This window comes from Janthinobacterium algoris, from assembly GCF_051380935.1.
Taxonomy (GTDB): Bacteria; Pseudomonadota; Gammaproteobacteria; order Burkholderiales; family Burkholderiaceae_D; genus Janthinobacterium.
Genome location: NZ_JBNYXZ010000013.1, coordinates 128,436 through 143,423 on the forward strand (window position 1 = coordinate 128,436; position 14,988 = coordinate 143,423).

General features: G+C 61.9%; 11 protein-coding genes and 1 pseudogene. 8 read left to right on the plus strand and 4 right to left on the minus strand.

The window, feature by feature from the left end; all coding sequences use genetic code 11:
* The first annotated feature begins 59 nt into the window (after positions 1-59).
* From ACQ4W7_RS19500 to ACQ4W7_RS19510, 3 genes and pseudogenes are all read left to right on the plus strand, one after another.
* Positions 60-638 carry an FxDxF family PEP-CTERM protein gene (locus tag ACQ4W7_RS19500; protein ID WP_426072803.1) on the plus strand — a complete coding sequence of 193 codons (579 nt, stop codon included), beginning with the start codon at positions 60-62 and terminating at the stop codon, positions 636-638.
* Between the two features lie 134 nt (positions 639-772).
* Positions 773-1,804, plus strand: coding sequence for a TIGR03790 family protein (locus ACQ4W7_RS19505; RefSeq protein WP_426072859.1), 1,032 nt, complete (start codon positions 773-775; stop codon positions 1,802-1,804).
* Between the two features lie 171 nt (positions 1,805-1,975).
* Positions 1,976-3,180: pseudogene (locus ACQ4W7_RS19510) on the plus strand (ISL3 family transposase).
* A 10-nt stretch (positions 3,181-3,190) separates the two neighbouring features.
* On the opposite strand, the gene ACQ4W7_RS19515 reads toward ACQ4W7_RS19510, so the two are convergent.
* Complete coding sequence (locus tag ACQ4W7_RS19515; RefSeq protein ID WP_436532611.1) at positions 3,191-3,913, minus strand: PEP-CTERM sorting domain-containing protein; 723 nt, start codon at positions 3,911-3,913, stop codon at positions 3,191-3,193.
* Positions 3,914-4,368: 455 nt separating this feature from the next.
* Here ACQ4W7_RS19515 and ACQ4W7_RS19520 point away from each other — a divergent pair, with 455 nt between their 5' ends.
* From ACQ4W7_RS19520 to ACQ4W7_RS19535, 4 genes are all read left to right on the plus strand, one after another.
* Positions 4,369-7,362 carry an ExeM/NucH family extracellular endonuclease gene (locus ACQ4W7_RS19520; protein ID WP_436532613.1) on the plus strand — a complete coding sequence of 998 codons (2,994 nt, stop codon included), beginning with the start codon at positions 4,369-4,371 and terminating at the stop codon, positions 7,360-7,362.
* Positions 7,363-7,372: 10 nt separating this feature from the next.
* Complete coding sequence (locus ACQ4W7_RS19525; protein ID WP_426072806.1) at positions 7,373-8,011, plus strand: NF038129 family PEP-CTERM protein; 639 nt, start codon at positions 7,373-7,375, stop codon at positions 8,009-8,011.
* A 186-nt stretch (positions 8,012-8,197) separates the two neighbouring features.
* A complete protein-coding gene (locus tag ACQ4W7_RS19530; RefSeq protein WP_426072807.1) occupies positions 8,198-8,914 on the plus strand; it encodes a winged helix-turn-helix domain-containing protein in 717 nt (238 codons plus the stop codon).
* Positions 8,911-9,582, plus strand: coding sequence for a LuxR C-terminal-related transcriptional regulator (locus ACQ4W7_RS19535; RefSeq protein ID WP_426072808.1), 672 nt, complete (start codon positions 8,911-8,913; stop codon positions 9,580-9,582). The genes ACQ4W7_RS19530 and ACQ4W7_RS19535 overlap by 4 nt, the downstream gene beginning before the upstream one ends.
* Here the strand turns inward: ACQ4W7_RS19535 and ACQ4W7_RS19540 are convergent.
* From ACQ4W7_RS19540 to ACQ4W7_RS19550, 3 genes are all read right to left on the minus strand, one after another.
* A complete protein-coding gene (locus tag ACQ4W7_RS19540) occupies positions 9,579-10,004 on the minus strand; it encodes a protease inhibitor I9 family protein (RefSeq protein ID WP_426072809.1) in 426 nt (141 codons plus the stop codon). The genes ACQ4W7_RS19535 and ACQ4W7_RS19540 overlap by 4 nt on opposite strands.
* A 115-nt stretch (positions 10,005-10,119) precedes the next feature.
* Positions 10,120-13,272 (minus strand): S8 family peptidase, encoded by a 3,153-nt coding sequence (locus ACQ4W7_RS19545; RefSeq protein WP_436532617.1) that lies wholly within the window; start codon positions 13,270-13,272, stop codon positions 10,120-10,122.
* A 43-nt stretch (positions 13,273-13,315) separates the two neighbouring features.
* Positions 13,316-14,074 carry an NF038120 family PEP-CTERM protein gene (locus tag ACQ4W7_RS19550; protein ID WP_426072811.1) on the minus strand — a complete coding sequence of 253 codons (759 nt, stop codon included), beginning with the start codon at positions 14,072-14,074 and terminating at the stop codon, positions 13,316-13,318.
* A gap of 464 nt (positions 14,075-14,538) precedes the next feature.
* On the opposite strand from ACQ4W7_RS19550, the gene gspG reads away from it, so the two are divergent.
* Positions 14,539-14,982, plus strand: a complete 444-nt coding sequence (gspG, locus tag ACQ4W7_RS19555; RefSeq protein WP_426072812.1) for a type II secretion system major pseudopilin GspG — start codon at positions 14,539-14,541, stop codon at positions 14,980-14,982.
* Positions 14,983-14,988 lie beyond the last annotated feature (6 nt).

Here is a 14,988-nt window from a genome sequence, read left to right on the forward strand (position 1 = left end):
CGTTTGCGTTTCCATCCCGCAACTGGCATGAGCCAGTTGCAGTTATCTTGGTGAAAAGTATGAAAAAATTCCTGAAATCCCTGTTTGTGGCCGCCATGTTTGCCGGCAGCAGCCTGGCAGCCCATGCTGCGCCGGTTGACATCAGTCACGCGACGGTGGATCTGACGCAAGACTTGCTCGATTATTCCAGCAGCGAGCTGCTGGGCTCGTTTTCGCTGGCACCAGGCCAGCTGGCCGGCGCGGGCAATAACTTTTTCAGCGACAAATTCACGTTCAACGTGACGGGTTTTAACGACCTGAGCGCACTGGCGACGTCGCTCAAGCCGAGCGCCAACTCTGGCCTTACCCTGACCGGTTTCAGCCTGGGCAATGCCAGCGGCATTCTGTTTCATGGCGCCCTTGACCTGATCAACTTCTCGGCGCAAGACCAGGCATGGTCGCTGCAGTCCGGTTCCACGCCTTTGGCTGCTGGCAATTACTTCCTGCAAATTGACGGCTATGTGGCCTCGCCAACTGGCGGCAGCTATAGCGGCATCCTGGCTGTCACGCCGGTGCCTGAACCGGAAACCTACGGCATGCTGCTAGCGGGCCTGGGTTTGCTCGGTTTCATGGCACGCCGCCGCAAGCTGCAAGCCTGAAGATAAAAGATTCTGTACATGGAACGGAGGCTGCGGCCTCCGTTTTTTTTTGTCGCTGGCTAACGCGGGGCTATAATCGTCACACACAGTGGGTGACTGCGGCATGGCTGCTTCGATCTTCCTCAACGACGATACTGACCTTGCATAAATCTCTCTTCCTTTCGCTGGCGCTGGCTGCCGGCATCGCACATGCCGACGCGCCCTCCATGCCGCCAGGATTGAATGCGCTGCAATTGGCTGTCGTGATTAATGACGCCGAACCGAACAGCATCGCGGTGGGCGAATATTACCGCCAGGCGCACGGTATTCCTCCTGCAAACGTTGTGCACGTGAATATCCCGAATCGCCCGCGCAAGCTCAGCGTGGATCAGTTCGCGCAGTTGAAGAAGCGTATCGACGCGCAATTGAAGCCCCATATCCAGGCCGTGCTGATGGTGTGGAGCGCGCCGTACGCGGTCGAATGCAATTCCATCACTTCCGCTTATACCCTGGGCTACGATGCGGGGCAATGCGCGAAGACGTGTGACGCCGGCAAGCCCAGTATCTATTTCAATAGCAATGTGCCGCAACCATTTACGCAGATGGGCATGCGCCTGTCCATGCTGTTGCCCATCGATTTCGTGGAAGAGGCCAAGGCCGTGGTGGATCGTGGGACAGTCAGCGGTTTTTCCGTGCCCGCCGCCAGCGCGTATTATCTGACCACCAGCGAAAATGCGCGCAACAGCCGTGCCGCCTTTTTTCCGCCTGCCGGGATCGTGCGCCAGCGCAAGCTGACGGTCAAGAACTTGAAGGCCGATGTACTCGATGGCGCGCAGGACATCATGGTTTACCAGACCGGCATGGCCAAGGTCGCCAAGCTCGACACCTTGCGCTTCCTGCCTGGCGCCCTGGCCGATCATCTGACATCGTTTGGTGGCGATCTGCAGGGGACGGCGCAAATGAGCAGCCAGCGCTGGCTGGAGGCGGGCGCCACGGCCAGCTATGGCACCGTCAGCGAGCCGTGCAATTACTGGCAAAAGTTTCCCAATCCGACGGTGTTGTTGCGGCGCTACCTGACAGGTATGACGGCGCTGGAAGCGTATTGGGGTAGTGTGGCGTGGCCCGCGCAGGGATTGTTTATCGGCGATCCCTTGGCGGCGCCGTATGCAGCGCTCCGGCGTCGTTAGCATCATGTTGATGCAGGCATAAAAAAAGGTTCATCGCGGTTCGTGGGGGAAGACGGGCTTGACGTTTTTGCCGAAGAGGTGGCGGTGAGGGTTTTGAATTGGTAAATTAGTTGTCGCCAATCAAAACAATTTACCTTGCCACCTTCGCCGCCATGCTCAATGCTCACTGCTATGTTGTCCCTTCCATTCTGGGAAGGGCATGTTGTCGATTCCGTCGTTGAACTAGACGATGGTTCGCTGCAAATTACTCTCCCCGCCGCTCCCGGCGCCGATGCGCTGTGCGGTTTCTGCCGCAAACCTTGCGTCTTGCTCCAAGAGCGGCGCTGGCGTTGGCGTCGCGTGCGTGAGCGCGATATTTTAGACAGGTGAGTTTGGCTCAAGGTGCCGATCCGCCGCCTCGACTGTCATCATTGTGGGGCCCGGGTCGCTGAGCATATCGCCTGGCTGGAGCCCCGTTCGCGTATCACCCACCGTGTACGCACCTGGGTTGAGGCGTTGGTGCAACTGCTGCCCATTGCGCATGTGGCCAAGCTGACCGGTCTGCATTGGCATACGATTAAGGCCATCGACCTGCAACGCCTCCAGCAATTACATGGTGAGTTCAAGGCACCAGAGGTCATGCGCCTTGTCATGGATGAATTCGCTCTGCACAAGAGGTCCGCTACGCCACGGTCATGCTGGACGCGCAACGCAGGCGCGTACTGTGGGTTGGCGAGGGGAATAGCCGGGCAGCGATCCGGCCCTTCTTCGAAGCACTGGGAGCGGAGGGCTGCAGCCGGATCGAAGCAGTGGCAATGGATATGAACACGGCCATGGATCTCGAGGTACGCCAGCACTGCCGTAACGCCGAAGTCGCCTACGACTTGTTCCATGTCGTGGCACGCTTCGGACGTGAGGTCGTTGACAGGGTCAGGGTGGATCAGGCCAATGCGTTACGCGCCGATCCCAAAGCCCGTCAGGTGATCAAGCGCAGCCGCTGGCTGCTGCTGCGCAATCGTGACAACTTGGACAACGAACGCGCCGTCGAACTGGACGAACTGCTCGCTGCGAACACCCCCTTGGCCACAGTCTACCTACTGAAGACCGAACTCAAGGAACTCTGGTATGCGTCGTCCGTTCGAGAAGGCGCGCGCCGTTGGAAGCGCTGGCTAAGGCTGGCACTTGATAGCCAGATTACGCCGGTCATCCAGTTCGCCAAACGACTACGCAAATACCTGCGTGGCATTTTGGCTTCGGCAATCTATCCGATGAATTCGTCCATCCTGGAGGACATCAACAACCGCATTAAAGTCATCAAACGGATGGCCTACGGCTTCCGGGACTCAGCCTATTTCTTCCTCAAAATCAAGAATGCGTTCCCCGGTAAACCGCGATGAACCTTTTTTATTAGGTTTTAGCAGTGCGTTTTCGGCGTCCCATGAAGGTCACCATTCCCAGGCCGGCCAGCAGCATGGCATAGGTTTCCGGTTCAGGAACGGCCAGTACCGGCGGCAATATGGTGTTGGGAGTAATGCCACGGCCTTCGATGCCACCACCAGCACCACCGGAGCCAACGCCACCGCCGCCAGCTGCCGCGGGAAGGGCCGTGTCGGAGGACGTCAGCAGTGGCGCATACTGCTCCGGCATCGCCCGTCCCATACCACGATAGCCTTCGCCGCCGCTAAACGGTTCCAGTCTTGCCTGCGCAACAAAATCGCGCGTACCCGAACTATAGTTAAAACCATCTTGCTTGACGCCTCTTCCCAGGCCCTTGGTGCGAGTGCGGGAATCCGTATCGAACTGGCTCAAATCATGGCCGCGACTGTCGAAATGCGGCTTGCGCAATACTTGCGAAGATTCCTCACCACTGAACTCAGGCGTGGATCCTTTGCCGTCGTTGGTTCGCCAACCCATGCCGATGGCACCATTTGCCAAACGGCAAGCGCTATATGTGCTGTTCATGTCCGCCTCACTGGCATTGCCATTGGTGCCGGCATCGTTTGCTTCGCAGCGTTTGTTGTCCGCAGCGGCTGGAGCCGCTGTTTGCGCAGCCGCGGAACCTGCGCTCAATACCAGGGTGGCGGCAATGGCCAGCAGGGATAGGTGGAGGGAGGGGGTGAATTTTTTCATGGTTTGATCTCGCTAGGGTTTTTCATGCCGACAGGGCGCTGTGCGCTCCATGGTCTCGACGCAATAAAATTAGCAGTACATTCAAATAGCGCATCGAATTATGCGTGGCGCAGGGCGTGGACTGGGCCCTTTGCATAACTATTTACTGGCGTGTTGCTACTGACTGGGCAAGCTTTGCAAACTTGCAAGGAATAAAACTTATTTAATAGAAATATATCATATTTTTGAGCAATTTGCTGTTCTTGCTGAAGTTCGAAAGTCAAATGTTGTTGATTGGCTACTTGCATGAAGGATGAGAGGATGGACTTTTACTCCATTCGGCTTAATCAAATGTCATCAAGTCGTCATCCCATGCCTTTAATATGCAAATAACAAGTCTGAAATACTTTTGTTAATTGTGGCGCGCCGGCCGATCATGTGGGACCGGCGTCATTTATTTACCGACCGGGATTCTCATGCACACCTCGTTTTCCCCCTTGCGCACGCCGCTGCGCCTGACCGTCATGGCCACCCTGCTGGCCAGTCTCTCCGTGCCGGCTCTGGCTGCTTCCGATATCGTCATCAGCCAGGTATATGGCGGTGGCGGCAATAACGGCGCGTTGTATCGCAACGATTTCATCGAACTGTTCAACCGCGGCGCCAGCGCCGTGAACCTGAGCAATTGGAGCGTGCAATACGGCGCGGCCGGCGGAACGAGCTGGGCCGTCACGGCCTTGCCGGCTATCGATTTGCAACCTGGCCAGTATTTGCTGGTCCAGCAAGCCAAGGGTACGGGCGGCACGCTGGACTTGCCTGCGCCGGACGCCACGGGCGGCCTGACCATGTCGGGCACGACGGGCAAAGTGTTGCTGAGCAATAGCAAGACGGCGCAAGTGGGAGCGGCGCCAACGGGCACCGCCGTCGTCGACCTGGTCGGTTTCGGCACGGCCAACGGCTTCGAAGGCAGCGTAGCGCCCGCGCCGTCGAATACGGTATCGATCTTGCGCGCGAATGGCGGCTGCGGCGATACGGACGACAATGGCGCCGACTTTGCCAGCGGCAGCGTGACGCCGCGCAATACGGCTTCGCCGCTGAATGTCTGTGGCGGCCCCGTGGTGCACCAGATCATTACCAGCTGCCCGGCCAACCTGGCTTTGGCCGTAGGCAATGGCGGCAGCGCCGTGCTGCGCGCCGCCGATGTCGATGGCATGGTGAATTCCTCTACCTTGAGCTCGCCGGCCGTGGCCGGCATCAGCCTGGCCAATTTCAGCGCCGCCGGCGTTGCGGGCGAGAGCGCCAGCGTGAGCCTGCTGGTGGCTGCCGGCGTGCCGGTGGGTATTTATCCTGTCGTCGTGAACTTCAGCAACGACCAGCAGCAAAGTGCCAGCTGCAAGATCGATGTCGCCGTGCAAGGCCTGGCCGCCGTCAGCCACACGATTCCGCAAATCCAGGGAGCGGGCGCGGCTAGCCCGTACGCCAATTCCGTGCAAACGACGCAGGGCGTGGTGACGCTGAAAGTGGGCACCGGCTTCTTTATCCAGGATGCGGCCGGCGATGGCGATCCGTCCACGTCGGACGGTATTTTTGTGTACACGGGCGCGACGGCTACCACCGTGCAGCCGGGCGAGCTGGTGCGTGTGACGGGCACGGTGGTCGAATACACGCCCTCGGGCGCGAAAAATTCCTATACGGAATTGAAGGACGTGACGGCCATCCTCACGCAAAGCGCGGGCCACAGCATCGTGCCCACGAATGTGACCTTGCCGAACGACAAGCTGGCCGCCGTGGAAGGCATGCTGGTGCGCTTCACGCAACCGTTGACCGTGTCGCAAAACGCCTACCTGGGCGCGCGCGGCGAATTGAGCCTGTCGGCGGGACGGCGCGAAGTGCCGACCAACCGCCATCCGGCTAGCTCCGCCGAGGCGCAAGCCTTGATCGCCGCCAATGCGAACAACCTGATCGTGCTCGATGATGGCATCTTTGTTGCTCCGGCAACGATACCGTACATCGGCCAGGATAACACCGTGCGCAGCGGCGATACGCTGGCCGACCTGACGGGCGTGGTGGACTTTGGCGCCATCGGCGGTGGCGGGGCCGCATATAAATTGCAGCCGACGCAGACGCCGCAATTCTCGCGCGACAACCCGCGCATGGGCAGCCCGGAACTGCCATCAGGCAATGTCAAGGTAGCCAGCGCCAACGTGTTGAATTTCTTTACGACCTTTACTAATGGCAACAATATCTTTGGCCAGACGGGGCAGGGCTGCACCGTGGGCGCCTCGACCACCAAGTCGAACTGCCGCGGCGCCGACAACCTGGCCGAGTTCGTGCGCCAGCGCGACAAGATCGTGGCCGAGCTGAAAGCCATCGACGCCGACGTGGTGGGCTTGATGGAAATCCAGAACAATGGCGAGACGGCCGTCACTTACCTGGTCGAGCAGCTCAACGCTGCCATCGGCGGCGTCACGTATGCCGTGGTGCCGAAACCGGCCGCTACGGGCACGGACGCCATCCGCGTGGCCATGATCTACAAGCCATCCAAGCTGGGCCTGGTGGGCGGCGCCTTGTCGGACGCCAACGCCGTCAACAACCGTCCTCCCATGGCGCAAACTTTCCGCGCTGCCAATGGCGAGAAATTCTCGCTGGTCGTCAATCACTTGAAATCGAAGGGCAGTTGCCCGTCGAGCGGGCTGGACGCTGATCAGAACGATAGCCAGAGCTGCTGGAACGCCACCCGCGTACGGCAAGCCCAGCGCCTGGTGGGCAGCTTCGTGCCCCAGGTGGCGGCCGCTGCCGGCGACGCGGACGTGCTGGTCATCGGCGACCTCAATTCGTATGGCGCGGAAGATCCGATCCAGGTCATCACGGGCGCCGGCTTCGTCAATGAACTCGAGCGTTTCGTGCGGCCATCCGGCATGCCGTACTCGTACGTATTCGGCGGCCAGAGCGGCTACCTCGACCATGCGCTGGCCAGCGCTTCGCTGAGCCCGCAAGTAGCCGGCGTGGCCGAGTGGCATGTCAATGCGGACGAGCCGGAAGTGATCGACTACAACATCGACTCGGCCAAACCGCAAGACTTGTACAACGCCTTGCCCTATCGCGCCTCGGACCACGACCCCGTCGTCATCAGCCTGGACTTGCAACCCGCCTACCGCGACATCACGGCTGCCGTCTCGACTGCCAGCTCAGGCCTGACGTTCAACCGCGCGACGCAAAAGTACACGGGCACGTTCGCCTTCACGAACACGGGCACGGCGGCCATCAGCGGCCCGTTCCAGGTCGTGTTCGGCGGCTTGCCGGCCGGCGTGACCCTGGCCAATGCCACTGGCAGCCGTGCGGGCGCCGCGTATGTCACCGTCAACGCCGCCAGCCTGGCGCCTGGCGCGACAGCCTCGTTTGCCGTCAGTTTCACCAATCCGTCGAAAGTGACGATCAATTATTCCGCCAGCATCTTTGCCGGCAACTTCTAAGGATACGACCATGTTTGCACAGAACCTCAACCTGACCCTGCGCCGTGCCGTGCTGGCCGCCGTGCTCGCCGCCAGCAGCAGCCTGGCGCTGGCGGACCCGCTCGCCTACCGCGTGGAAATCGACACCAGCCAGTTTTCGGGCGCCGGTTTCCTCGATTTTGCCTTTATCGCCGGCAACAGTCCTGCACCTGGCGCCAGTGCCGTGCTCAGCAATTTCTCGGGCGCATTTGGCGCGCTGGCATCACAGGACGGCAACGTCAGTGGCAGCTTGCCCGGTACCTTGACCTTCGGCAATAGCGGCGCCTACAACGACTGGTTTCACAACGTGACCCTGGGCGGCAAATTCGGATTCAACGTTGTCTTTGGCGGCGACTTCCTGAACACGGCCGGCAACGCAGGCACGACGTTTGGCGTGGGCTTGCTCGACTACACCGGCACGGCTTACCTGGGCAATGCGAATGGCAACTTGCTGCAATTCGAACTGACCCCGCTCAACGGCGGCTTGCCCGCCAGCATTACGGGCAGCACCTACGCCAGCATAGCAACGATCTCGGCCGTGCCGGAAGCGTCGGAATGGATGATGCTGACGGGTGGCCTGGCGCTGATCGGTTTTGCCCTGCGCCGTCGCCAGCCTTTCACACGCGCATAGTCTTTCTAGCCAGGACACAGCGTGCCTGCGGGGCGCTGTGTTTTTTTTCGTCTATTTATTTGAAATAGCTATAAATCAGGAAACTAAATTGTATTAGCCAGCGTTTTACGCTTGATGCATATTAAAAAGTGTCGAGCAGTCTAGTTTTTCCTGGACTGCCGCCAACTTTTTTCCGGAGATGCATCGATGCCTGGCCATATCCTGGTGCTGGACCCTGCGCCCGTCATGCAGGCGTTGCTGGCGCATAACCTCGTGGGTGCGGGCTACCGGGTCAGTTGTGCCCTGGACGCGCGCGGTGCGCTGGCGCTGCTGGCGGCCGATCCGCCCGATGTGCTGCTGCTGGAGTGGGAGCTGCCGGATGCGTCCGGCATCGCACTGCTGCGCCAGCTGCGCCAGGATGAGGTGCTGTGCAACTTGCCCATCATCATGGTCAGTGCGCGCGACAGCGAGCAAGACAAGGTGCTGGCGCTGGAAAGCGGTGCCGACGATTATCTGTGTAAACCTGTCGGTCCCCGTGAAATGCTGGCCCGCGTGCATGCGTTGCTGCGCCGGCGCGCGCCAGCGGCCTTGCGCGCTGGCACGGCTGGCGCTAGCGCCTTGCGGCTCGATCCGCGCACCCAGCGCGTGACGGCCGGCAGCGTGCCCGTTAACCTGGGCCGCGTGGAATTCAAGCTGCTGCATTTTTTGATGGACCATCCGGACACGGTGCATAGCCGCGCGCAACTTCTGGACCAGGTGTGGGGTCACGCCGCCTATCTCGACGAGCGCACGGTCGACGCCCACGTGGGACGCTTGCGGCAGGCGCTGCAGCCAGGCGGCTGCGGCCACCGCATCGTAACCGTGCGCGGTAGCGGCTATCGCTACCTGGCAACCGATGCCACCGATACCGCCGTGTGCGCATGATGCTGCTGACGGGGCGGGAACAGGAATACCTGCTGCACGCCATACTTGGTGCGCATGGCATTGGCGTGCCCGGCGATTTCTTTCTGTGGAGCCAGGGGCCGTTGCAAACGCTGTTGCCGCACGACATATTAATGTGCGCGCAGCTGGGCGTCGACGGGGCCGTGCTGCGCAGCGAAGCGTGGCACAGTATCGTGCCTGATCACGCACAGCTGCGCCAGCGCCATGGACAGCTGGCGCGCCTGGTGCTGGCCTGGCGCGCGGGCGGGCGGCAGGCGGCCGTCATCGATAGCGTGCTGGTGCATGGCTGCGTGGGTGAGGCTGGTGGCAGCTTTTTTGCCCTCTTCTCCATGGGGGGCGTGGATGCAGCGCGCCAGGCCTACGCGCTGGAATTGCTGCTGCCGTATCTACATGTGTACTGGCTGGCGCTGCAAGGCAGCCAGCGTGCGCCCCTGGCCGGTCCGGGCGCCAGGCGCGCAGCCAGTGCGCGCGAACTGGAAGTGCTGCATTGGGTACGCGAGGGGAAGAGCAATGACGAGGTCGGGCAAATCCTCGGCATCAGCGGCGCCACCGTGAAAAGCCATTTGCAGCGCATTTACAAATTATTGGGCGTGAGCAACCGCATGCAGGCCGTGTCGCGCGGCATCGCGCTGCGCCTGCTCAGCCATTAGCGCTGGTCCTGCGGCCCGGCCTGCATCGTTTCATTGCCATTGCCGCCGACATCTTGCGTGTGTTCGACGGTGCCGAGCGACACCCTTGCCACGTCCGGGCTCGCTTGCAGGCGCGCCACTTCGGCTCGTGTCAGCATGGCGGCAAAACCGTTGAAGGTCACTGTGTAGCGGTACTGCACGGTAGCGTCCGGCACCAGCGCCAGCACGGCGCGCTGCTGCGCTTCCAACTGGGCCGTGTAGCGCCGCGTGGCGTCGCTGTTCGTATCGAGCCCATGCACGCCGTCCGCTTGCGAGGCCAGCGGTGGGGCGCGCAATTGCACCAGATAGGACAGTCGCGCCGCAGCGGCCTGCGCCGTGACAGGCCGTGCATGGATGCTGGCCATGCCGGCCAGGATGGCAATACTGAGGCGAAATGCGGACATGCAAGCTCCTTTGGCGCGTGGCGTATGCAAGCCGCCCATGCGCCGATTGTACGCGCCTCGCGCATAAAAAACGCGCCCCGCAGGGCGCGCCGTGTTACGGCTTGAAGCGATATCGTTACAGCTTGGCGTCCGCTCTCACGTTGCGCAGGCTGGGGACGGCCAACGGCAACGGGCTGTTGGTTTCCACCGACAGTACGGTGGTGGACGCCGCGGCGTTGTTGCCATCAAGGAAGACCACGCCGCCCAGGTAGCGCTTGCCCGTTTCCAGCCCCGACCAGCTGATGCCGGCCGTGGCGCTGCCGCCCACGTACACCTTGCCTGGCAGCGTGGCTTTCAGGTTGCCGCCCTTGTCGGCTGTGGTGACGACGGCCGACGACAGGCCGAAGCCGGTCGACGCGCCATTCGCCAGCTCGTAGCCGATCACGCACACCTTGTAGCTGCCTGCCGCCGGGGTGGTCACGGTGATAGCCTCGTTCGAGCCGGCCGTGGCCGAGGTGGCGACGGTCGCGCCAGCGCTGTTGAGTAGCAGCAAGTCGAGGTCATTGCCGGCGCCTTCGCTGGTATCGCGGTCGAAGGTTTCGAAGCGCGCCACCACCGTGTTGGCGGGAATGCTCACATTGACCACGCGCACGCCGCTGCCACCCGCCTTGCAGGCGGTGGCCATCTGCGCCAGCGTTTCCACGCTGCCCGGCGCGGCCTGGCTGATGGTTTGCGCGCTGCGGGCCACTTCCTTCAGGCCGCCCGTCGCCGCGCCGACCTTGCCGGCAAAGCCGGTGGACAAGGTCAGCGAACGCAAGCCGCTGACCTTGTCGGCCTGCAGCAATGCCGGCGACTGCACCGCGCGGCCCGAGCGGGCCGTGACGGGGCTGCGTACTGTGTGCACGCCGTCGCTCCACACGAGCGCGCCGTACTGCCAGGCGTTGTCCGGCGCCGTGGTGCGCGTCAGGGTCACGCTGAAGGACTTGGTTTCGCCCGCTGCCAGTACCAGGGTGGCAGGCGTCACCGCCACGCTGTAACCGCTGACCGAGGCGCTGGCCGTGTAGGTGGCGCTGCTGCTGCCCACATTGGTGACGCGGCGCGTCACCGTTTGCGTGCCCAGCACGTTGCCGATGGTGATGGACGGCACGTTCAGGTTGTAGCCGGCAATGGTGCCGCCCGCACATTCAGCTGTCATGCCGACGCCGCACATGTATTTCTTGTAGTCAGCCAGGCTGGCGTCATATACGAGGCCCGGATCGGTGGCTTTGTTCGGCGTCACGTGGCCGGCGCCCTGGCCCCATGGCAAGATGCCGCGCGCGTCGCCTGCCTGGATGTCGGGCAGGGTGGTGCTGCCGGTGGTCATCAGGGCCGATTTGATGGCGGCCGGGCTCCAGTCAGGATGCTGCTGGCGCAGCAGGGCGGCCAGGCCGGCCACATGCGGGCTGGCCATCGAGGTGCCTTGCAGGAAGATGTAGGCTTGCGCCGGCACCAGGCTGCCATCCTGCACGGCATCGCGCTGCGCGCGCGACAGGGCAGGCGAGCCGCCGGCCAGGATGTCCACGCCAGGCGCCGTGACGTCGGGCTTGAGCAGGTTGGCATCGAACAGGTTCGGGCCGCGCGACGAGAAGTCGGCCACCACGGGCGCGGCGGGGCCGTTGCCATTGGTGACGAAGCGCGAAATGGCCGCCGTGGCCACGCCAGTTTGTGCTTGGGCGTTGATCAGCGCGCCATCTGCAGCGCTCACGTGCACGGCCGGCAGCACGTGCGGGTCGGATACCAGGCCCACGCCCGTGTCAACCAACACCATGCCGGCACCGCCCGCTTGCAGCACGGCGACGCCCTTGTCGGTGCGCGCCGTGGTGCCGCGCAGGCAGCTGACGACCTTGCCTGCGACCTTGGCCGGATCCAGCAAGGCCACGCCGCCGTTGTCGCCGGCGCGGTAGCACAGCGCCAGTTTTTGCGCATCAGCGCCAGGCAGGCCCGCGTCTTGCGCGCGGATCAAGGTTGTCGCTGGCAGCGGGTTGTAGTTGAGCGAGGCACCCGTGTAGCTGGCGCCGTTGCCCAAGGTCACCTTGGCCTGGTTGGCGCGGTTGTGTGTCGAGGCGGCCACCGTGGTGATCCACGGGCTGACGTGGGCCACCGTATTCGCCGGTCCCGCGTTGCCGGCCGAAGCGGCAACGAAAACGCCGGCATTCGAGGCATGCAGGAAGGCTTGCTCGACCGGGTCGTTGACGCTGCCGCCACCGCTGATCGAGTAATTGATCACGTGTACGCCATCCTGCACGGCTTTTTCAATTGCCGCCACGCTGTCGCCGCCGTAGCAGCTGTTTTTCGCGCCGGTCGGCTGGGTGGCCAGGTTGTAGGACCAGCACACCTTGTAGACGGACAGGCGGGCGCGTGGCGCCACGCCGGAAATCGCGCCCAGCGGCGCGCCGCCTACGATGACTGGCACGCCCGCATTGCCGCCCGCGGTGGACGAGGTGTGCGTGCCGTGGCCGCCTTCACCGCTGGGGTCGCCAACGGAGTCGCGCGGCGAGGTGAATTCGCTCCAGTGCTGGATCTTGTCGGTCTCGGTCAGGCGCACGGCGTTGAAGTATTGCGCGCCAAGCAGCTTGTTATTGCAGTGCTCTTGCGTAAAGCCTTCGCCCGCTTGGCAGCTGCCCTTCCAGGCGGCCGGCGCCGTGCCGTATGCCAGGGTTGCGTTGGGGTCGAAGGTCGGGGTGCCGTTGGCGTCGACCTTGTCCGCATACGACAGGTTTTCCGGCCACACACCGCCATCGACGATGCCGATGATGATGTCTTCGCCCGCATGCTGCTTGCCGCCCAGCTGGCTCCACAGGCCGCCCGGTTGGTCCAGGCCCAGGAAGGTTGGCGTGTAGTTCGTTTGCAGGGTGCGCGGTTCGTCTGGGGCGATGCTGGCCACTTCGCCGCTCGCTTGCAATTGGCGCACTTCGGCGTCGGTCAGCAGGGCGGAGAAACCGTTGAGGACGATCTTGTACTGGTATTGCACGGGCGCGGCGGCAACGAGCGCTTGTACCCGTGCCTGTTTCTGGTCAAGGTAGTCGCCGTACAGCTGCACTTGCGTGCTGGCCAGGTCGAGGCGGCCGCCGGCGGCAGGCTGGGTTGCGCCCAGGCCTTCCACCGAGCCGGTGTAGGAGGCGATCGGTTTGTCGGTCAGCTGCACGATGTAGGGACGGCGCAGGTCGTCGGCGTGGGCCTGGAAGCTCAGGCTGGCAAACAGGCTCAGCACGGCGAGCGAAATGGGGCGCAAGGCGGGACGGAATGTCATGTAGGGTTTCCTGGTGGCGGTAGCGGGAATCGAAAGGGGCAAATCAGGCTTGCTGGCGGCGGCGCGCCGCGAAACCGATGCCTGCCAGGCCCAGCAGCAGCATCGCGTAGGTCGATGGCTCAGGTACCGAGGCGACGATATTGTCGAGCGCAAACTGGCCCTTGTTGGTGCTGAAGGCGTTGCAACTGCCGGCCGTGTTGCAAGTGAAACCGAAGAAGGCCAGCGAGGCGAATTGCTGGCTACCGAAGCTGGCGCTGGTGTTGTAGTGCTGGAACTGGAAGTTGCCGCCGATGGGGCCGCCCAGCTGGTATGTTTCATACAGGGAAGACCCGTCAGCATAGAAGCCTTGCACGCGTAACAGTCCCGCCACAGCCGGATAGGTGATGCCCTGGGCGTAGCCGATGAAGCTGGCGTCGAAGCCTTGCAGGCTGACGCTGCCGCCCGGGTTCAGTGGATCGAGGTAGACGATGCCGTCGTTGAGCGAGGCATAGTAATTGCTCGTATTGTTGCTCGGGCACGCCATGCCGCAGGCGGCCGGATCCGTGCCGTCGAACACCGCGCCGACCAGATCGCCATAATTGGCGCCGGCGACATTCGACGCGCCCGTCAGCAGGAATTTTCCGATTTCCAGAGCGTCGCCATGGCCGACGAACTGGCTATCCAGATTATCAAAATTGATCACGTCCGCGATGGCGGCTGGGGCACAGACAGCGGACAGGGTCAGGATGGCGGCGCCAGTCAACTGCTTGGCGGAGAAGGGACTTGCTGCGAAAGCTGCCTTCGAATGCACAATACGAGTCATGAATTTTCCCTTGGTGATTATGTAGGATGCAATATGTTTTGCGTCTGGGTGCTCTTTCCTGCGTAGACGGCTGAGACCAATACGTAGAAAATTGATTTTTACTATAGCAAAAGAGGCAATTCCATTGTTTGATATTCTTGCAAATTTAATTTGAAAGTTACAAATAATGAATGAATAAAATTCATCACTCACTATGAATTGCTAACCAATAGTAGATAGTTTCCGCATTGAAAATAGTTGAGTAATTAACCAGTCAGCCAAGCGCGCGCGGCACGCCGACCGTTTCGCGCACACTGGATGGTTTCCCATGAAATTTGTTGTTCACAGTACAAACAAAAGATTGTATTAACCATAAGCGGCATGGTAGGCTGATAAGCATCGGGCAAGCGCGTGTCGCCCGGGCGTGGCCATCAGCCGCGCGCAGCGACGCAATGTATTGAAGATAGGCAATAAGGAGTTAGCGGATGCATGCAGCACACAGGCAGAACCTTGCGGCAACGCGCCATGCGCGCGGCTTTACCTTGCTCGAACTGTTGGTCGTGATCGTGATCATCGGCTTGCTGGCGGCCTATGTCGGCCCCAAATATTTCGCCCAATTGGGCAAATCGGAAGTAACAGTGGCCAAGGCGCAGATCGAGGCGTTTGAAAAATCGCTCGACACCTACCGCCTCGACGTGGGGCGCTATCCCACCACGGAAGAGGGTTTGGCCGCGCTGCTGGCCGCGCCGCCTGCTGCCGGCACGCGCTGGAACGGTCCCTACCTGAAAAAAGCCGTGCCGCTCGACCCGTGGGGTCATGCCTATCAATACCGTGCTCCCGGCAGCAAGGGCGAATATGACATCGTCTCGATGGGCAAGGATGGCCAGCCAGGCGGTAGCGCCGAGAACGCCGACATCAGCTCGCAATAGCGCCAC